The following is a 17,988-nucleotide window of genomic DNA, read 5'->3' on the forward strand; positions in this document are numbered from 1 at the left end:
CTACACCCCACCACCAGACGACACCGACCAAGCCGACAACCAGAGCACCAGCCAGACAATCGACGAACCCCAGCCGGCAACCACCGGCTCCAGATAAAACACCCTCCACAAAACCCAGGGCTTGACACCTGGGGGGTAAGACGGGTGCCTGGGCCTTCGCCAACCTCGGGGTCTTGGCGGCCCTCCTTATTGGCTTCCTGGGCCACCTGCTCTTAGGGCGGGCCCGTGTAACTGCCCAGGAGGCGGCTGCTTCTACGGTTTCTACGGTTGAGGAGGCTGGGGCATGAGCGTGGACATCCCCGGCCCGGGGCTGCTGGCCGCCTTAGCCGAGTCCGGGGGAGCGGCGGGGCCAGGGGCCGCCATGGAGGGGGCTCACCAGATTGCCCGGCGCACCGGGGCTGCGTCCCACGATCTGCTCGTGGTCCTGGGCTCGGGCGCCGCCAATGCCTTGCGCGGGTGGGGCGAGCCGGCTGCGAGCCTGCCGCTGTCCGACCTGCCGGGGGTGCGGGCGCCGTCGGCCCCCGGGCATGAGGACCGGCTCGACTCCTATGAGCGGACCGGTAGGAGGGTGCTCGTCGCCCAGGGCCGCACCCACCTCTATGAGGGGCATGGTCCGGCTGCGGTGGTGGCCTTGGCCCGGGCGGCCGCGGCGTCGGGCGTGCGTGGCGCAGTGCTGGTCAACGCCAATGGCTGCCTGCGCAAGTGGGGTCTGGGGGAGGTTGTGACCATTACCGACCATCTCAACCTCACCGGGGCCTCACCCTTTGAGGGCACGGTGTTTGTGGATGTGCGCGGCGTGTGGGACGAGGGGCTCGTGGCAGTGCTGCGGGACGTGACCCAGCGCGAGGGTACTTATGCGGCGCTGCGCGGCCCGGAGTACCAGACCGGGGCCGAGACCCGGATGCTGGCGCTTCTGGGGGCGGACTGCGTGGGCATGTCCACGGTCCTGGAGGCCATTGCCCTGCATCAACTGGGGGTGCGGGTGGCCGGAATGAGTGTCGTCTCTGATCTGTCCTTTGCCGAGCAGCCCACTGATCCGCAGGAGGTCGTGCGCCTGGCCGGCGCGGCTCACCGGACGCTGGCCACCGGCGTCGAGGCGGTCCTGGGCGCGCTGTGAGGTCGACGCCTCCATCTGTCTGCGTTCTCCTGGCGCCAGGAGAACGCAGACAGGGTGGGTGAAGGGCGTCCGGACCGTGGCGTCTCGCAGCCCCACCTCGTGGCGCACACGGGTGGGAAACAGGTGGGGAGGGGGCCGTGTCGCCATAGTGTGTCCCCGTGAACGGCGAGGAGATTATGGCGCGCAGCCATCAGGTGGCCCAGGAGCTGCCCGGCAGCACACTGGAGCGGCCCTTCGGGCCGAGCTGGGAGGTCTACAAGGTGCGCGGCAAGATGTTCCTGGCGATCAACGAGGCCGCCAGCCCCGAGATGGTTAACGTCAAGTGCGACCCGGAGGAGGCGCGGGCGCTGCGGGCCGCGCACGACTGGATTGCGCCGGGCTATCACATGAATAAGCGCCACTGGATCACCATGACGCCAGGGGAGGAGACCGACCCGATTCTCCTCCGCGAGCTCATCATTGGTTCCTATCTGTTGGTTGTTGCCGCCCTGCCCAGGGCTCGCAGACCCGTGGACCCCCTGCTCTACGCGCATGCCGCCGGCCTGGCCCAGTAGCGGTCAGGCCAGCTCCGTGGAGCCGGTAGGGCCGGGGTCGCCGCAGTAGGGCGGGATCGCCAGGGGCCGGTCCAACGGCAGTGGGCGCGTCGTATGCCGCTGCTGTGGCCGCTGTAGCCGCGGCGTCCGGGGCGGGGCGCGCCCGGGGGACGAACGGTAGCCTTGGCCGCATGGCACCCGAGACCAGTACCAGCGCGACCACGCGCACCGAGTCCGACTCCATGGGGACTATCGAGGTCCCCGCGAACCACTACTGGGGCGCCCAGACCGAGCGATCCCTGCACAACTTCGACATTGGCCGCAACACGTTCGTGTGGGGCCGTCCCATGATCAAGGCCCTGGGCATCCTCAAGAAATCAGCGGCCCTGGCCAACGCTGAGCTCGGCGAACTCCCGCAGGACATTGCCGACCTCATTGCCAGGGCGGGCGACGAGGTCATTTCCGGCGCGCTCGACGACGAGTTCCCCCTGGTCGTCTTCCAGACCGGCTCGGGCACGCAGTCCAATATGAACTCCAACGAGGTCATTTCCAACCGCGCCATTGAGCTGGCCGGCGGGACCATGGGCACCAAAACCCCCGTCCACCCCAACGACCACGTCAACCGCGGACAGTCCTCCAACGACACCTTCCCCACAGCCATGCACATTGCGGTCGTTCAGGAGTTGGCCGCCTTCTACCCGCGCGTCCTCCAGTTGCGCAACACCCTGGACGCCAAGGCCGAAGAGTTCGGCGACGTGGTCATGGTGGGCCGCACCCACCTCCAGGACGCCACCCCCATCACCCTGGGGCAGGTTTTCAGCGGCTGGGTCGCCCAGATCGACTTCGCCCTGGACGGCATTCGCTACGCCGACTCCCGGGCCCGCGAGCTCGCCATCGGCGGCACCGCGGTGGGCACGGGCCTCAACGCCCACCCGAAGTTCGGGACCTTGTGCGCGGCCAAGATTAGCCAGGAGACCGGCATTGAGTTCACGCAGGCCGGTAACCTTTTCGCGGCCCTGGGTGCTCACGACGCCCTCGTCCTGGTTTCGGGGGCCCTGCGCGTCCTGGCTGACGCCCTCATGAAGATCGCCAACGATGTGCGTTGGTACGCCTCCGGTCCGCGCAACGGCATTGGTGAGCTCCTCATCCCGGAGAACGAGCCCGGCAGCTCCATTATGCCCGGCAAGGTCAACCCCACCCAGTGCGAGGCCATGACCATGGTGGCCACGCAGGTCTTCGGCAATGACGCCACCGTCGGCTTCGCCGGCTCCCAGGGCAATTTCCAGCTCAATGTCTTCAAGCCCGTCATGGCCTGGAACGTCTTGGAGTCCATTCGTCTCCTGGGCGACGCCTGCGTCTCCTTCGACATCCACTGCGCCTACGGCATTGAGCCCAACCGGGAGAGGATCGCCCACAACCTGGAAACCAACCTCATGCAGGTCACGGCGCTCAACCGGCACATTGGATACGACAAGGCTTCCAAGATCGCCAAGAACGCCCATCACAAGGGTTTGTCCCTGCGCGAGTCCGCCCTGGAGCTCGGCTTCGTCACCGAGGCGGAGTTCGATGCCTGGGTGGTGCCCGTTGACATGACGCACCCCAGCGCCGCCAAGGACTGAATGCGGGTCCGTAATGGCACGTGGCGGCGCCCGGGATCCTGGTGGATCGGGGCGCCGCCGCACGTCTGGCCGGTCGGGGCAGCGCGGAATCCTAATGGAAGAGTGGGGCGGGCCTTGCGGCCGGGCAAGACCATTGCCCCGACCGACCCCTGACCGACCCCTGAGCGGCCTCGGGCGGGGCCGGTGTATTTCACAGGTTGAGCACAGGTGTTTCTTTTCGGGCTCCTCACTGCAGCGGCTGGGCTTACTGCTGAAGGCGCCGGCGCAAGGAAGGCGCAAGGAAGGAGAGAATCATGGCTGTCTCACGACGTTCCGTCCTCGGGGCTCTCCCCCTCGCCGTCCTGGGAACGGGCCTGGTGGCTTGCACCTCGCCGGGCGAGCCCGCCGATGGCCCCAGCACAACCGCGGCATCCCTCACCCTGGACCCTGCGTCGTGGAGCTATGACCCCGAAGGAGACGTCTACTACCAGCTCGGCGTCACCTACGTCTCGGCGCCACAGGCTCCCGACTACCAAACCTTGGCGATCTTCGTCCCGGGCGCGTACATGTCTGCCACGGACAACGGCGGGGGCACCTATACCGCCAGCGTGAACCCTTCCGGTGTCGTGGGCCCTTTGACCGCCCCTGCCGCACCGGTCGTCTGTCCCGTCAACACCCCGGGCTACTCCGCCCAGAGTCCGCTGAACGAGTACTCCTACGACACCATCAAGGCCTATATGGAGGCGGGCCTCATCTATGTTCACGCCGGGCTGCGCGGCAAGGACTCCAACACCGACTCCTACTCGGGCGGCGCTCCCTGGGGTGTGACTGACCTCAAGGCGGCCGTCCGCTACCTGCGCTACAACGCCGCCCTCATCCCCGGGGGCGCAGCCCGAGTCTATGTCTTCGGCCACTCCGGGGGCGGTGCCCAAAGCGCCATCATGGGCGCCTCGGGCGACTCTGATCTTTTCACCCCCTACCTCCAGGCGGTCGGCGCCGCAAGCACCGGCAGCGACGGGACGGTGCTGTCCGACGCGGTGGCCGGTGCCATGTGCTGGTGCCCCATTACCAGCCTGGACAGCGCCAACGCCGCCTACGAGTGGAACATGGGACAGTTCGCCACCACCGGTACCCGCGCCGAGGGCACCTGGACGCGCGCCTACTCCCAGGACCTGGCCGCCGCCTACGCCAACCATCTCAATAGCCTGGGCCTCACCGACTCCTCAGGGCAGGCGCTCACCCTGGAGGGCAGCAGCGAGGGCACCTTTCTGGCAGGCACCTACTACGACCATCTCCTCGGCGTTATCGAGGACTCCCTCAACGAATTCCTGGCCGTGACCACCTTCCCCTATACGCCTTCCTCCGAGCAGATGGCGGGCATGGGGGGCGGCCCCTCGGGAGACTCGGGCGGTGCTCCTTCCGGACGGCCTCCAGCGGACGCCGGAACCGCAGCGGGCGGTGCACCCCCCTCGGGGCAGGCGCCCGCCAGCGGGGGCACGGACAGCGTGGGCGAGTCCACCACTTACAGCACAGTCGAGGAGTACATCGCCTCCCTTAACTCCGACTCCGAATGGGTCACCTACGATGCGGCCACCAACACCGCCGCCATTGCCGACCTGGCCGGGTTCGTCACCTCCCAGAAGAGCGCCACCAAGGACGTTGGCGCCTTCGACGGCGTCGACCGCGGCCAAACCGAGAACGTCGTCTTCGGCCGGGGCAGCAGCGGCCTGCACTTCTCGACCATGAGCCGCGATGTCATTGCCGCCGGCGAGCCCGCCTACGCCGCTCTGAGCGGGTGGAACGATGACTACGGGTCCTCAACCTACGACACGGACCTGGCCATCACGGACTCGGTGGGCACCACCGTGCCCACGCGCGTGGACATGTACGACCCCTTGTCCTACCTGGTGGCGGGCTCCCGGTACGCGGGCACCTCCGTGGTGGCGCCCTCCTGGCGCATTCGCACCGGCATCACTCAGGGCGACACCGCCTCCACTGTGGAGATCAACCTGGCCCTGGCGCTAAAACAGGCTCAGGTGGGCAGCGTCGACTTCGCCACGGTCTGGGGGCAGGGGCACACCATGGCCGAGTCCACTGGCAGCGGCGAGGACAATTTCATCGCCTGGGTCTCCCAGCAGGCCGCCTCTTGAGCGGCCCCTTCTCTGCACGACGGCGCCGCCCGTTCTGGGGTCCTGGGCGGCGCCGTCGTGCTTCCGCCGTGACTGCGCACACGGCCACTCCTGGTGCCGGTAGTCTTGGGCAGGCCCCACCTGCACCGACGCCATCATGCGCGAGTGCCTGCCGGCCCCATTCAAGGAGACACAGTGAACAGTCACGCGGAAGCCTCCCATCAGCTTCGCGAGACCGTCGATACTTATTTGCGGCGCCGCAGGCGTCAACGAGACTTCCAAACCAATGAGACCTACGCCGCGATCGCCCTGGCGGCGGCCACCCTCGTGGCACTCATCTGGGCGAACATCGGCCACAGCTACCACGACTTCTGGGACACCCAGACGTCCCTGGCGGCAGGGCCCTTCAGCATTGAGCTGACCTTGCACGAGTGGGTTGATGAGGGCCTTATGGCGGTCTTCTTCTTCATGGTGGGTCTCGATGTGCGCCACGATCTCACCCTGGGGGAGCTGCGGATGCCCGGACACGCCCTGCTTCCCGCAGCGGCCTCCGTTGGCGGACTCGTAGTTCCAGCGGGCGTCTACCTCCTGGTGGCAGGAGGGTCCAATGGCGCCCACGCCTGGGGCTCAGTCATTTCCACCGACACGGCCTTCGCCCTGGGGATGCTCGCGCTCATCGGCCCCAAACGGGCCCCGCGGCTGCGGCTCTTCCTGCTGGCCTTCGCAGTGATTGACGACATTGGTGCGCTACTGGTCATTGCCGTCTTCTACTCCTCCTCCATTGACCTCGTAGCCCTGGGCCTGGCGGCCCTGGGTTTGGTGGCTGTCTGGCTCCTGGCGCAACGCGGGGTGTGGCGGGTGCCGCCCTACCTCGCCCTGGGCGTTGCCATCTGGTACGCCCTCTACCGCTCCGGGGTCCACGCCACTTTGGCCGGCGTGCTCATTGCCCTGCTCATGCCCGTCTACAGCGTGCGCAGCCGCGACGTGGACGGGGCCGTGGAGGTTGCGAGTCTCTACCGCCAGGCGCCCGCACCGGCTACGGCAGCGGCACTGCGCGAGGCCCTGTCCTACTCCATGCCGCTCAACCAACGCCTGTCCTTCCTCCTGCCCCCATACGTCAACTACGTGGTGGTGCCACTCTTCGCCCTGGCCAACGCCGGTGTGGCCCTATCGGGGCAGACCATTGGCGCGGCCCTCTCCTCCCGGATCACCTGGGCGGTCATCACCGGTCTGGTCCTGGGCAAGCTTGTGGGGGTCTCGCTGGGGGCGGGAATCGTGCTCCACCTTGTCCCCAGTTCGCGGCTCCCCGGGCTGGACATGTTCCGGATCATGGGGCTGGGCGCCCTGTCCGGCATGGGCTTCACCATCTCCCTGCTGGTAGTGGGCTTGGCCCTCAACGACGAAGCCTCCCGCGACCAGGCTCGCATAGGCGTGCTGTGCGCCTCATTGCTGGCCCTCGTCCTGGCCGCTGTTATCTTCCGCCTGGGCGACCGCTACTTCCCCCTGCCGAAGGCCAAGGGCGAGACCATGTGCCGCCCCCTCGACCGGGAGACGGACCTCATCGTTGGGTCGCCGGACGCCCCCAATGTCCTGGTGAACTACGCCGACATGGCCTACGAGGAGCGCTGGAGGCTCATGGAGGCCCTCCAGGCCATTGAGCCGCTGGTGGCGTCCGGCGAACTCCTCATGGCCATGCGGCATAAGGTAACCGGCCCCGACTCCCTCCTGGCGGCCCTGGCCCTAGAGGCGGCGTGGAACGAGCAGAAGACCTCGGCCTCGGGACAGGAACTGGCCTTCCCGCTCCACGACGCCATTGCTAATCTGCGCGGTCGCGTCACAGAGAAGTCCATCACCCGGGCGGCCCATGACACGGGCCTGGACGCGCACGCCATGTGGGAGCGCATTGGCAGCGCGGTTGACGAGTCCAAGGTTCTGCGCGACAGCCTGGAGGTAGACGGGCTGACCGAGGAGCCCGGCGAACCCGTGATATACCTCAATGGCAAACGCCTCCACGGGCTGTTCAACCGCTGGACGCTCTCAGAAGCCATCGCCCAGGAGAGCGCCGCCCGAGAAGAGGAGCGAGAAGAGGAGCGAAAGGATCCAGGCCCGTCTGAGAGAGTTCGAACAGGCCCACTGACCCGCCGTAATCAGGAGAAGACGCCATGACCCGCATTGACCACGCCGCCCTCTGGGTCCGTGATCTCGAGATCGCCCGGGACTTCTACACCAAGTGGTTCGCGGGCGCCGCCGGAGACCTCTACCACAACCCCCGCACCGGACTGCGGACCTACATCCTCACCTTCGATGACGGGGCCCGCCTGGAACTCATGACCCGCCCCGACGTCGTCGACACCGGGGCGGGAGATCGCTTTGGATGGGCGCACCTGTCCTTCGCCGTCCCGAGCACAGCCGCTGTGGATGCGCTGGCCGCCCGCCTAACGGACTGCGGAGTCGATGTGGTTGACGGCCCGCGCCGCACTGGCGACGGTTACTACGAGTTGGCCCTACTGGACCCCGAAGGCAACCGGGTGGAGATCGTCTCCGAGGACTATGCGGCCCGTGGCTGACTCCATCCATTAGCTTTCTGTCTTGTTCCTGCCTTGGAATGCCGGTGAGGGCCGGGGCGGGCGCCGGCCTCAATGCCCAGCACGCGTGGCAGGTCCATGCCCTCGGCGAGTCTTGTCACTGAGTGGTACTCGCTGCGGTTGAGGCCGAAGGCCATGACCTTGAGCCGCACCCAGCCGGGGGCGGGCTCGGGGACCGGCAGATCGAGGACACGGAGGTTCTCTATGCCGGGCGCGGTGAGCTGGGCGGCGCGCATGGTAGGGGGCGTGGTGCTCATAGGGGCTCCTGCGGTTGAGAGCAGCCGGTGCGGGCAGGCGTGTCAGGCGGGGTGCCTTGCAGGGCAGGGGGCTGCGGAGGAGTGGGCTCGTGGTCAAGAGTCTCGCGCAACCAGGCGATTTCAGCGCGGCGGGCGGCTGCGGCCACGCATGTCATGCCGCGCCGGTAGGGGTCGGGCTCGTCCCGGCCGCGTCGTGGAGCGCCGTCGTCGTAGAAGAAGGCGGGGGGAGGGGAGAGGAGCACCTTTAGACGACGGCGCAGCACCGCCTCCCGCTCGTGGGCCTGCGGGAGGTGGGACAAGAAGGCCAGCACGTTCATAAAGCGCGGCATTGACTCGATATCCGCCCCCTGCGCCCCGCGCAGCAACTGGTGAAGGCGTTGACGTCCGGCTTCAGTGATTCTTACGACGCGTCGTGCCCGTCCGCGCGCCCCGGGCTCGTCGTGGCGGGTCAGGAGCCCGGCCCGTTCCATGCGCGCCAGTGCCGGGTAAAGGCTCCCCTCACTCACGTGGGAGCCGGGGCCGCTGAGCGCGGTGATGCGGCGGCGCAGCTCGTATCCGTGGAGGGGGCCGTCATCCAGGAGACCGAGGATCTGCAGGTCGAGCACACCAGGTATGCTACCCCGCAAATTTGCATCGAATCGACATAACGTGGGTGTTGCTGTTAGCGTGGGTCCGTGTCCACGCCCGAGTCGCCTGGAAGAAGGTTGGGCGCATGAGCAACACCATTGAGTTCGACGCCGTCACAAAACGCTATAAGGCCGAGTCCTCAGCGGACCGGGGCCCTGCTGTGGATGCCTTCTCCGCGCGCGTCCAGGCCGGAACCACTACCGTCCTGCTGGGCTCGTCAGGGTGCGGCAAGACCACGCTGCTGCGCATGGTTAACCGCATGGTTGAGCCCGACGATGGGCGCGTGCTCATTGACGGCGAGGACGTCTCCGCCCGGGACCCGGTGCGCTTGCGCCGCTCCATTGGCTATGTCATGCAGAACGCCGGCCTCCTGCCCCACCGGCGAGTCATTGACAACATTGCGCTCATCCCACGGCTGGAGGGTGCTAAGAAGACCGACGCCCACGGGCGCGCCTACGAGCTCATGGAGCTCCTGGGTCTGGACCGCGCCCTGGCTCGCCGCTACCCCCACCAGCTCTCCGGAGGACAGGCCCAACGCGTCGGGGTGGCGCGGGCACTGGCCGGAGACCCGGGCATCCTGCTCATGGATGAACCTTTTGGTGCGGTGGACCCACTGGTGCGCCGCGAACTGCAAGGTGAGCTGACCCGCATCCAGGCCGAGCTCGGCAAAACCATCGTCCTGGTCACTCACGACGTCGAAGAAGCCCTGGCCCTGGGGGACGAGATCATCCTGCTGCGCGAAGGAGCCCAGATCGCCCAGCACGGCAGCGGCGCCGAGCTCCTGGCCGCACCGGCGGACGGATTTGTCTCACGCTTCCTCGCTCTGGATGACGCCGGACGCAGCTTGGGGCTCCGCGAGCTCGCCGGCCAAAGGGTCGTTGTTGACTCCTCGGGGCGCGCTGTGGGCCGCCTCGATGCCGTCGGCAGCAACCCCGCCGGCGAGCCGGCCGCCGGCGCACCGCATGCCACCGCGGCAAGTACGACAGTCCGCGGCGCACATCGGAGACAGGGCACCCAACCTGCCAGCGGGCCAGACCTCACAGCGCCCGGCAGTGGCGCCAAACCGAGGCGAAGCCAATGAGCTGGCTCATAGCGAACCTGCCCCTGGTGGGCCTGCGGCTTTTGGCCCACCTGGCCCAGGCGCTGCCCGCCATTGCGGCGTCCCTCCTGCTGACCATCCCGGTGGCCCGACTCGCCCAGGGTGCGCGCCCGCTGCGCGCCGTCCTGACCACCGGCTCCTCCCTGCTGTATGCGGTGCCCTCCCTGGCGCTCTTCGTCATCCTGCCGATTATCCTGGGCACCGGCATCCGTGACGTCATCAACGTCGTGGTCGCTCTGACCCTCTACGGGATTGCACTACTGCTGCCCGTGACCGTTGAGGCCCTTGACGCCGTCGACCCCGCCGCCCTGGACGCCGCCTCCGCCGTGGGCATGGGGAGGGTGCGCCGCTTCCTGACCGTCGAGCTGCCCCTGGCCGGCCCCACCATCCTGGCGGGTCTGCGGGTTGTCACAGTGTCCACCATCGCCCTGACCACAGTGGGAGCCGTCCTGGGCGTGCCCAGCCTGGGAAGCCTTTTCGTGGACGGCTTTCAGCGCAACATTGCTGCGGAGATCATCACTGGGCTGGTGCTCTCGGCGACCCTGGCCCTGCTGCTCGACGGGCTCGTCGTGCTCGGCGGCCGGCTGGCCATGCCCTGGACAAGAGGAGGGAGGCATCCATGAGATTCCTCGTAGCCGCCCTGGCCTACATACTCAACCCCGCTTCCTGGGGCGGATCGCAGGGGATAGGTGTGCTACTGGCCCAACACCTGGGGTACTCCCTGGCGGGTGTGGCGGCGGCCGCCGTCGTGGGCGTGCCGCTAGGGTGGTGGGTCGGGCACACCGGTCGCGGCCGAGGACTTGCCGTAGCGGCCTCCACCACCGCTCGCGCCGTGCCCACCCTGGGGCTCATCACCCTATTCGGCCTGGCGCTGGGGATCGGGTTGCAGGCCCCGCTACTCGCCTTCGTCATCCTGGCCCTGCCCAGTGTTCTGGCCGGCGCCTACACCGGTGTGGCCTCCGCCGACCCCGAGGCGGTCGATGGCGCTCGGGCCTGCGGCATGAGCCCTTGGCAGGTCCTTATGCGCGTCGAAGTCCCCCTGGGCGCCCCACTGCTCCTGGGCGGGCTGCGCGCTGCCAGCCTCCAGGTGATCGCCACCGCCACACTGGCCGCTTACACCGGTGCTGGAGGACTAGGGCGGCTCATGTTCCTGGGGCTCAAGACCCAGGATTACGCGCGCATGCTCGCCTCCAGCCTGCTGGTCATCGCCCTGGCCCTGGCCTCCGAACTCGTCTTTGCCACACTTCAGCGCCTGTGCGCCCCGGCCGGCTCACGCCGCACCCGAAAGGACACCTGATGACCGCTGCCCGACGAATCAGTCGTCTCAGTCGTCGAGAGCTCCTGGCCGGCTCCGGCGCCCTGACCATGGCCACCGCGCTGGCCGCCTGCTCCAATGCCGATCCCTTCGCCCAGGACGGCGGGGGTGGGGCTGTGGGCGGCACCGTAGTCGTGGGCAGCCAGCAGTACTACTCCAACGAGATCATTGCTGAGATCTACGCCCAAGTCATTGAGGGTGTGGGTCTGAAGGCCGAGCGCCAGTTCCAGATCGGCCAGCGCGAGGTCTACCTGCCCGAGCTCGAGGCCGGGCGCATTGACGTCATCCCGGAGTACTCCGGCAACCTCCTGCGGTACTACGACGCCTCCGCTACCGCCGTGGACGCCGCCGCCATCCAAGCAGCCCTGCTCGACGCCCTGCCCGCCTCCTTGGCCGTCTTGGACCAGGCTCCGGCCACCGACCAGGACACCTATGTGGTCACTCGTGCCCTGGCGGAAGAACACGGGCTGACCTCCATTGGCGACCTGACGCGCCTGGGCGGCACGGTGCGGATAGCTGCGAACTCCGAGCTCGCTACTCGCCCCTACGGACCCCAGGGCCTCATGGCCACCTACGGCGTTGACGCCAAGGTCACTCCCGTGGAGGACTCCGGCGGGCCGCTGACGGTCAAGGCCCTGACCGACGGGGACGTGGAAGTGGCAGACATCTACAGCTCCAACCTTGCCATTGAGAATAATGACTTGGTCGCTCTCCAGGACCCCAAGGGGCTCATCCAGCCCCAGAACCTGACGCCCCTGGTGGCTGTGACCCTCAATGTTCGCGCCGTACAGGCTCTCGACGCCGTCTCTGCAGTGCTCACGCCTGAGGCGCTGCGCGCCATGAACGCCCGCTCCACCGATGAGCAGGCCGACTCAGCGACCATTGCCGCCGACTGGTTGGCCACGGCGGGCCTGGTCTAAGGCTCCAAGGCTCTCCCTCCCTCCCCTCCCCTCCAACGAAATCCTCACAGCACAACGCCCACGGACGTTGTGCTGTGAGGATTTTGTTGGAAGGGAGGGGGTTGGAGGGGAGGGTGGTGCGGGGCGGTCGCCGGCGGGGTCACTGGCGCAGCCAGGTCTCCACCCGCCAGGCGGCATCCCCGGAGCGCGATCGCCAGGTCCCCGGTTTGTCGCTGCCGGCGTCGTCCAAGCACCAAATCGTCGGGTCGATGCGCGGCGCGTGCACCAGGGCCGAGTCCGCCAGGCCGCGCCGGCGGGCGTACTCCGAGGCGTCCACGTCAATGGTGCTCACCACCAGGACATTGCCGACGGCGGCCCTCATAGCCTCGGCGTAGACGCTGGCGCCGCCAATGATCCACACCCGCGGGAGCGCGGCGGCCAGGCCCTCGCGCGCCTCCGGGCCGAGCTCGGCCTCCAGGTCCCTGCCCGCCAACGCCAGGGCTTCCGACAGTCCCGAGGCGCGCACCGCACCGGGCGCCGACCACTGCGCCCTGTGGGTGAGAACCACATTGCGGCGACCGCGCAGTGCCCCGCCCAAGGACTCCCAGGTGGTGCGCCCCATAACCAGGCCACAGCCCATGGTCGTTGCCCGGAAGTGAGCGAAGTCCGCCGGTACGCGCCACAGCATGCGGCCTCCACCGCCCAGGATCCCGTGGTGGTCCTGGGCCCAGATCATCCCCGTGCGCGCGACGTCCACACGCCCATCCTGCCAGGCTCCGGGCCTGTCGGCCCGACTACAGCAGGGTATTGCGCCCGAAAGTGCCCGCCCAGTCCCGGGTGAAGCCGGCCAGGGCGGCGGTGACGTCGGCGGACTCCAGGGCGCCGCGCACCACCTCGGGGGCCGCAGTCACGGCGTGGGCCCCGGCGGCCAGGGCGTGGTTGACCTGTCCGGCGTTCTTGAAGCTCGCCGCCAGGACCTTCGAGCCCGTGCCGGCCCGGTCGGCCATGGCCGCCAGGTGAGCCACCACCGCGTAGGGGTCCACATCCAGGTTGGCCATGCGGTTGACGTAGGGGGCCAGGTAGTCCGCCCCTGCCGCGATGGCCATGGTGCCCTGCAGGCGGGTGTAGATGGCGGTGGCGGTCACGCGCACGCCGTCGGCCTTGAGCGCCTTGATGGCGCGCAGGCCCTCCTCGGTCACCGGGACCTTGACGTACACCCCCTCGTCCACGCCCTTGAGGAGGGCGCGGGCCTCGGCCAGCATTCCGTCGGCATTCGGGGCGATCACCTGCACGTGCAGGTCGTGCTCGGCGCCGATGATGCCCCGGATGGCGCGCAGGTGATCCAGCAGGTCCACCGCACCCTCCTTCTTGATAATGCTGGGGTTGCATGTGATCCCCGTCAGGGGGTAGATGTCCGTGCCGGCCTCGACCTGAGCGAGGTCGGCGGTGTCGAAGAGGATCTCCAGTCCCGTGGTGGTCATATTCGTGCGCTCCTGCTCCTCGTCCCGTCCACCCGGTTCAGAGGCTCTGCTCTGTGCGGGCGATAATGTCGTCCTGCGTGGCCTTGGACAGGACGTTGAAGAAGGCGGAGTAGCCGGCCACGCGGACGATGAGATCGCGGTGCTTCTCCGGGTGTGCCTGGGCGTCCAGGAGAGTCTCGCGGGAGACCACGTTGTACTGGACGTGGAACCCCTCCAGGCGGTTGAAGAAGGTCCGCAGCATCATCATGAGCTTGGCACGGTCCTCCGGCTTGCGCAGCATGGAGGGGTTGACCTTCTGGTTGAGCAGAACCCCTCCGGTGATGTCGTGCGTGGGCAGCTTGCCCACGGATTTGAACACGGCGGTGGGGCCGTTGACGTCGGCGCCGTGGCTGGGCGAGCAGCCCTCGGCGAGCGGCTCGCCGGCGCGGCGGCCGTCGGGCGTGGCGGCGGTGCCGGCGCCCTGGGGGACGTTGGCCGAGATCGAGGAGGTGCCGGCGTAGTAGACGCCGCCGATGGGGCCGCGGCCGTAGCGGGTGTTGCGGCCCTTGCGGATCTCGTCAATGCAGTCGTTGTAGGCCTCCACGAGCAGGTCGTCGACGTAGTCGTCGTCGTTGCCGTACTTGGGGGCCGCCACGAGCAGCTCGCGGATCTCCTCGCCGCGCTCGCCGGCGAAGTCGGACTGAAGGGCCGCCCACAGCTCGCCGGCCCCCACGCTGCGGTCCTCGAAGACGCACTTCTTGATGGCGGCCAGGGAGTCGCCGAGGTTGGCGATGCCCACCTGGAGGCCGGAGATGTAGTCGTAGACGGCGCCGCCCTCCTTCAGGGGCTTGCCGCGACCGATGCAGTCCTCCACCAGGGCCGAGCACAGGATGTCCGGCACCAGCTCCTCCAGTGCCAGGTCGCAGGCCGAGTCCAGGGTGACGGCGGCGCGCTGGAAGGCGCGCACGGTCGTGTCCCAGGCGCGCATGACCTCATCGAAAGAGGTCATGTCCTCCAGGTGCCCGCAGGGCGGGGCCAGGCGCGTGCCCGTGGTCGGGTCGAGGCCGTCGTTGAGGGCCACCAGCAGCGTCTTGGGGAAGTTGAGGAAACTCATGCCGGTGCAGCGGTAGCCCCACTTGCCGGGTACGGCCACCTCCACGCAGCCAATGGCGGAGAAGTCGCGGGCGTCGGCGGGGGCGACCCCCTTCTCGACGAGCGAGGGGATGATGACCTCGTCGGAGTTGAAGGCCGGCATCCCGAAGCCCAGGCGCATGACCTCGATGCACTCGGAGAGGAACTCCTCGCTCATCGCCCTGTGGTAGCGCACCGTCAGGTTGGGCTGGGGCAGGTGGGCCTGGGCGACGGCGCGCAGCACCACATAGGAGAAGGCATTGACCGCGTCTTTCCCGTCCCGGGTCTGCCCGCCGACAGTGACATTCTGGTAGAGCGGGCCGCCGGCGGAGAAGCGGGTGTGGGACCAGCTGCGCAACTTGGCCACGGTGATGACCTTGAGCCACAGGTTGGTCAGCAGCTCGGTGGCCGAGTCCCGGGTAATGCGGCCGGCGGCCAGGTCGGCATCGTAGAAGGGGCCCATGTACTGGTCGAAGCGCCCGAAGCTCAGCGAGTGGCCGTTGGACTCGATCTGCAGGACCGCCTGGATGAGCCAGACCGCCTGAACGGCCTCGTGGAGGGTGGTGGCCGGGTGCTCGGGCACGCGGCGCAGGATCCGCGCCATCTCGGTCAGTTCGGCGCGGCGCTCGGCGGTCGGCTCGGCAGCGGCCATGCCCTCGGCCAGGTCGGCGTAGCGGTGGGCGAAGGCGACGACGGCATCGATGACAATGAGGATCGCGCGGTAGAAGTAGGACTTCCTCAGGCCCTCGGCGTCGGTGGCGTCCAGAGCGTCGAGCGCCTCCTGGGTCCGCCTCCTGTAGGTGACCAGGCCCTCGGCCAGGAGCCGCGGGTAGTTGACCGCGATGTGGGCGTCGCCGGAGGTGATATTGCCCTCGGGATGGATGATGCCCAGGTCGTAGAAGACGCGCGCCTGCGGCGGCATGTTCGCCAGCCCGTGCTCCTTGAGGGTCCGCCCCTCCCAGAAGGGGGCGATGTCCCGCAGGACCTGCTTGGTCTCCTCGGTGATGGTGTAGCGGTCGCCGGGGCGCTTGTCGAACTCGTCGAGCTCCTCGATGACCCAGTCCATGGCGTACTCGGGCATGATGGCGCTGGCCCGGTTGGCGGAGGCCAGGTTGCCCGCGATGAGGGTTTCGGGCTCGATGTAGATGCTCATGGACTCCAGGACGGAGCGCAGCATGTGGGCGCGCTTGAGGACAACGGGGTCGGCCGCATACTCCCGGTAGACGCGGGTGGTGATGACGGCCCGCTCTGCGCAGACCGACGGCGTGGTCTCCAGGAGGCGGTCGCGCCAGGCGGCCATGCGCGGGGTGAGGGCGCCGAAGTGCGGCTCGGGGCCCGCCGGGGCGGCGTCGGCGCTGCGGGTGGGTGCGGGGGACTGGAGGATGGTCATTGCTGCGTCTCTCGTTGGGGGCGGTCGGCTGCTGCGAGCGGGGGCGGCGGAGCCCCGGGGCGGGAGTTTCGTCGGATCTCTTGCCCGCTTCAAGAGAAAGCATATACACTTACGAACGAAAGATGCAAGTGTTTGTGAAGGAGTCCCGGTGCCGGCTGACAGGGGGCAGGTCCTCAACATCCAGAAGTTCTCCATCCACGACGGGCCGGGCATCCGCACCGTCGTCTTCCTCAAGGGCTGCCCCATGAGCTGCCCCTGGTGCGCCAACCCGGGATCCCGCAAGCTCCAGGTCCTTCAGGTCCACGACCCCGCTCGGCCCGGGGTCCTCGTGCCGGACTCCAGGCAGTGGACGGTCCAGGAGGTCCTCGACGTCGTCATGCAGGACAAGCCCTTCTACGAGGACTCCGGCGGCGGGGTCACCCTGTCCGGAGGGGAGGCCCTCGTCCAGCACCGCTTCGCCATCGCCCTGCTGGACGCCTTCCGCGCCGAGGGCCTGGACACCGCCATCGAGACCACCGGGTACTGCGCCCCCGCCATCTTCGAGAAGGTCCTGGACCGCATCGACACCCTCCTCATCGACGTCAAGCACTGGGACGCCGCCGCGCACCGCACGTGGACCGGCGTCGACGACGCGCTGCCCAAGGCGAACCTGCGCCGCGCCCTTGAGCAGGGCGTGCCCACCGTGGTGCGCATCCCCTGCATCCCCGGGGTCAATATCACGCTGGACGACGCCCACGGCTTCGCCCGGGTCCTGCGGGGCCTGGGGGTCGAGGAGGTCCAGCTCCTGCCCTTCCACCAGTTCGGGGAGCGCAAGTACGAGCTGCTGGACTGGGAGTACCGCTTCTCGGGGGTGCCGGCCCTCCACGAGGAGGACCTGGAGGACTTCCGCCGCACCCTGGTCGGCGACGGCGTCGCCGCCTACTTCTAGGCCTCTGCTCTCAGCCCCGGGCCGCCCCGCCACTGCCCTGCCCGGCCTCAAGCGCCTGAGGCAGCGGTGTCCTCGCCGCGTGGTTGTTTATGGTTCCATCGGGTGCGACCGTGGAGACGTTAACGCCGGCGGTGGTTAGTTCTTCGATCGTGTGGTCGGTGATCGCTGCATCGGTCCATACCCGGGTCACGGCGGAGGCTTCTAGAAGGGGGACTGGGCCGTGGGAGCCGAACTTGTCGGACTCGGTGAGGATGATGACGTGCTCGGCGTGCTCGGCCATGGTGCGCACGGCCTCCGTCCTGAGCTGATCCCTGCCGGTGAAGCCGACACGGGGGGAGAATCCGTCGGTTCCTATGAACAGTTTGTCGACGAGGAACTGACTGACGGCCTGGCGGATCATGGGACCCACCATCACCTGGGAGTCGTTCTGGTAGTTGCCGCCGAGCAGGATGGTCGAAGCGTGCGGTTGGCGTCTGATGTGCTCGGCGATGAAGGCCGAGTTGGTCACAATGGTGCAGGAGCGCTTGGTGCGGGCGATCTCCCCGGCCAGAAGCGAGCAGCATGATCCGGCCTCGATCATGACTGTCTCCCCCTCGGAGACGGAGTCCGCTGCCGCCCGCGCGATGCGGAGTTTGGCCGCGTAGTGGTGGGCGATCCTACTTGCGGGGTCGTCGCTGGACACTGGTGTGGCGATTCCCCGTTCCCGGCGTACCAGGCCCTGCTCCTCCAATGCGTCCAGATCCTTGCGGATCGTGACCTGAGAGACTGATAGGGCCTTGGCCAGGGCGGCGACGGACGCCTTGCCGTCGCGAGTGACGGTCTCCAGGATCGCCATTTGGCGTGCGGCCATGGTGCGCATGCCTCTTACTCTATGCGGTGGGCTGGTGAACACAAGTGTGCGGAACCAATGCGGTTGCTAA

At 68.2% G+C, this 17,988-nt stretch carries 17 protein-coding genes; 11 read left to right on the forward strand and 6 right to left on the reverse strand.

Annotation, left to right across the window (positions count from 1 at the left end):
* Positions 1–283: 283 nt before the first annotated feature.
* From EUC46_RS10275 to EUC46_RS10300, 6 genes are all read left to right on the forward strand, one after another.
* Complete coding sequence (locus EUC46_RS10275) at positions 284–1,117, forward strand: purine-nucleoside phosphorylase (RefSeq protein ID WP_128774071.1); 834 nt, start codon at positions 284–286, stop codon at positions 1,115–1,117.
* A gap of 158 nt (positions 1,118–1,275) precedes the next feature.
* The gene (locus EUC46_RS10280) at positions 1,276–1,671 is read left to right on the forward strand and encodes an MmcQ/YjbR family DNA-binding protein (protein WP_241655526.1); all 396 of its coding nucleotides are present in this window, start codon (positions 1,276–1,278) and stop codon (positions 1,669–1,671) included.
* A gap of 170 nt (positions 1,672–1,841) precedes the next feature.
* Positions 1,842–3,269, forward strand: coding sequence for a class II fumarate hydratase (gene fumC, locus EUC46_RS10285; protein WP_128774072.1), 1,428 nt, complete (start codon positions 1,842–1,844; stop codon positions 3,267–3,269).
* 293 nt (positions 3,270–3,562) lie between these two features.
* Positions 3,563–5,398 (forward strand): subtype A tannase, encoded by a 1,836-nt coding sequence (locus EUC46_RS10290; protein ID WP_128774073.1) that lies wholly within the window; start codon positions 3,563–3,565, stop codon positions 5,396–5,398.
* A 174-nt stretch (positions 5,399–5,572) separates the two neighbouring features.
* A complete protein-coding gene (gene nhaA / locus EUC46_RS10295) occupies positions 5,573–7,543 on the forward strand; it encodes a Na+/H+ antiporter NhaA (protein WP_206645967.1) in 1,971 nt (656 codons plus the stop codon).
* The gene (locus tag EUC46_RS10300) at positions 7,540–7,944 is read left to right on the forward strand and encodes a VOC family protein (RefSeq protein WP_128774075.1); all 405 of its coding nucleotides are present in this window, start codon (positions 7,540–7,542) and stop codon (positions 7,942–7,944) included. Before nhaA ends, EUC46_RS10300 begins: the two co-directional genes overlap by 4 nt.
* Here the strand turns inward: EUC46_RS10300 and EUC46_RS10305 are convergent.
* Entirely contained in the window at positions 7,926–8,219 is a 294-nt protein-coding gene (locus EUC46_RS10305) for a hypothetical protein (RefSeq protein ID WP_241655527.1), read from the reverse strand. The two genes, EUC46_RS10300 and EUC46_RS10305, sit on opposite strands and share 19 nt — an antisense overlap.
* A complete protein-coding gene (locus EUC46_RS10310; protein WP_128774076.1) occupies positions 8,216–8,824 on the reverse strand; it encodes a PadR family transcriptional regulator in 609 nt (202 codons plus the stop codon). The genes EUC46_RS10305 and EUC46_RS10310 overlap by 4 nt, the downstream gene beginning before the upstream one ends.
* A 107-nt stretch (positions 8,825–8,931) precedes the next feature.
* On the opposite strand from EUC46_RS10310, the gene EUC46_RS10315 reads away from it, so the two are divergent.
* From EUC46_RS10315 to EUC46_RS10330, 4 genes are read left to right on the forward strand one after another with little or no spacing between them, the layout of a single operon-like run.
* Positions 8,932–9,927, forward strand: coding sequence for an ABC transporter ATP-binding protein (locus tag EUC46_RS10315; RefSeq protein WP_128774077.1), 996 nt, complete (start codon positions 8,932–8,934; stop codon positions 9,925–9,927).
* Positions 9,924–10,568 carry an ABC transporter permease gene (locus EUC46_RS10320; protein WP_128774078.1) on the forward strand — a complete coding sequence of 215 codons (645 nt, stop codon included), beginning with the start codon at positions 9,924–9,926 and terminating at the stop codon, positions 10,566–10,568. The genes EUC46_RS10315 and EUC46_RS10320 overlap by 4 nt, the downstream gene beginning before the upstream one ends.
* Positions 10,565–11,242 (forward strand): ABC transporter permease, encoded by a 678-nt coding sequence (locus tag EUC46_RS10325; protein WP_128774079.1) that lies wholly within the window; start codon positions 10,565–10,567, stop codon positions 11,240–11,242. The genes EUC46_RS10320 and EUC46_RS10325 overlap by 4 nt, the downstream gene beginning before the upstream one ends.
* On the forward strand, positions 11,242–12,180 hold the full coding sequence (locus tag EUC46_RS10330) for an ABC transporter substrate-binding protein (RefSeq protein WP_206645968.1): 939 nt from the start codon (positions 11,242–11,244) through the stop codon (positions 12,178–12,180). The genes EUC46_RS10325 and EUC46_RS10330 overlap by 1 nt, the downstream gene beginning before the upstream one ends.
* Before the next feature lie 139 nt (positions 12,181–12,319).
* On the opposite strand, the gene EUC46_RS10335 is transcribed toward EUC46_RS10330, so the two are convergent.
* Genes EUC46_RS10335 through EUC46_RS10345 form a run of 3 tightly spaced genes read right to left on the reverse strand, consistent with a single transcriptional unit; the run spans position 12,320 to position 16,140 of the window.
* Entirely contained in the window at positions 12,320–12,895 is a 576-nt protein-coding gene (locus EUC46_RS10335; protein WP_128774098.1) for a dihydrofolate reductase, read from the reverse strand.
* Between the two features lie 58 nt (positions 12,896–12,953).
* Entirely contained in the window at positions 12,954–13,640 is a 687-nt protein-coding gene (locus tag EUC46_RS10340; RefSeq protein ID WP_206645969.1) for a fructose-6-phosphate aldolase, read from the reverse strand.
* Between the two features lie 37 nt (positions 13,641–13,677).
* The gene (locus EUC46_RS10345) at positions 13,678–16,140 is read right to left on the reverse strand and encodes a glycyl radical protein (protein ID WP_128774080.1); all 2,463 of its coding nucleotides are present in this window, start codon (positions 16,138–16,140) and stop codon (positions 13,678–13,680) included.
* Positions 16,141–16,288: 148 nt separating this feature from the next.
* On the opposite strand from EUC46_RS10345, the gene EUC46_RS13325 reads away from it, so the two are divergent.
* Positions 16,289–17,068, forward strand: a complete 780-nt coding sequence (locus EUC46_RS13325; RefSeq protein WP_206645970.1) for a 4Fe-4S cluster-binding domain-containing protein — start codon at positions 16,289–16,291, stop codon at positions 17,066–17,068.
* A gap of 10 nt (positions 17,069–17,078) precedes the next feature.
* Here EUC46_RS13325 and EUC46_RS10355 read toward each other — a convergent pair whose 3' ends face one another.
* On the reverse strand, positions 17,079–17,927 hold the full coding sequence (locus EUC46_RS10355) for a DeoR/GlpR family DNA-binding transcription regulator (RefSeq protein ID WP_206645971.1): 849 nt from the start codon (positions 17,925–17,927) through the stop codon (positions 17,079–17,081).
* Between the last annotated feature and the right edge of the window lie 61 nt (positions 17,928–17,988).

Source organism: Actinomyces oricola (genome assembly GCF_004104015.1).
In the GTDB taxonomy this organism is placed as follows: Bacteria; Actinomycetota; Actinomycetes; order Actinomycetales; family Actinomycetaceae; genus Actinomyces; species Actinomyces oricola.

Coding starts and splice junctions, on each gene's coding strand:
- EUC46_RS10325 (WP_128774079.1), top strand. CDS start 10,565: ATGAGATTCCTCGTAGCCGCCCTGGCCTACATACTCAACCCCGCTTCC.
- EUC46_RS10320 (WP_128774078.1), top strand. CDS start 9,924: ATGAGCTGGCTCATAGCGAACCTGCCCCTGGTGGGCCTGCGGCTTTTG.
- EUC46_RS10340 (WP_206645969.1), bottom strand. CDS start 13,640: ATGACCACCACGGGACTGGAGATCCTCTTCGACACCGCCGACCTCGCT.
- EUC46_RS10355 (WP_206645971.1), bottom strand. CDS start 17,927: ATGCGCACCATGGCCGCACGCCAAATGGCGATCCTGGAGACCGTCACT.
- fumC (WP_128774072.1), top strand. CDS start 1,842: ATGGCACCCGAGACCAGTACCAGCGCGACCACGCGCACCGAGTCCGAC.
- EUC46_RS10330 (WP_206645968.1), top strand. CDS start 11,242: ATGACCGCTGCCCGACGAATCAGTCGTCTCAGTCGTCGAGAGCTCCTG.
- EUC46_RS10300 (WP_128774075.1), top strand. CDS start 7,540: ATGACCCGCATTGACCACGCCGCCCTCTGGGTCCGTGATCTCGAGATC.
- EUC46_RS10345 (WP_128774080.1), bottom strand. CDS start 16,140: ATGACCATCCTCCAGTCCCCCGCACCCACCCGCAGCGCCGACGCCGCC.
- EUC46_RS10335 (WP_128774098.1), bottom strand. CDS start 12,895: ATGATCTGGGCCCAGGACCACCACGGGATCCTGGGCGGTGGAGGCCGC.
- EUC46_RS10275 (WP_128774071.1), top strand. CDS start 284: ATGAGCGTGGACATCCCCGGCCCGGGGCTGCTGGCCGCCTTAGCCGAG.
- EUC46_RS10290 (WP_128774073.1), top strand. CDS start 3,563: ATGGCTGTCTCACGACGTTCCGTCCTCGGGGCTCTCCCCCTCGCCGTC.
- EUC46_RS10305 (WP_241655527.1), bottom strand. CDS start 8,219: ATGAGCACCACGCCCCCTACCATGCGCGCCGCCCAGCTCACCGCGCCC.
- EUC46_RS10315 (WP_128774077.1), top strand. CDS start 8,932: ATGAGCAACACCATTGAGTTCGACGCCGTCACAAAACGCTATAAGGCC.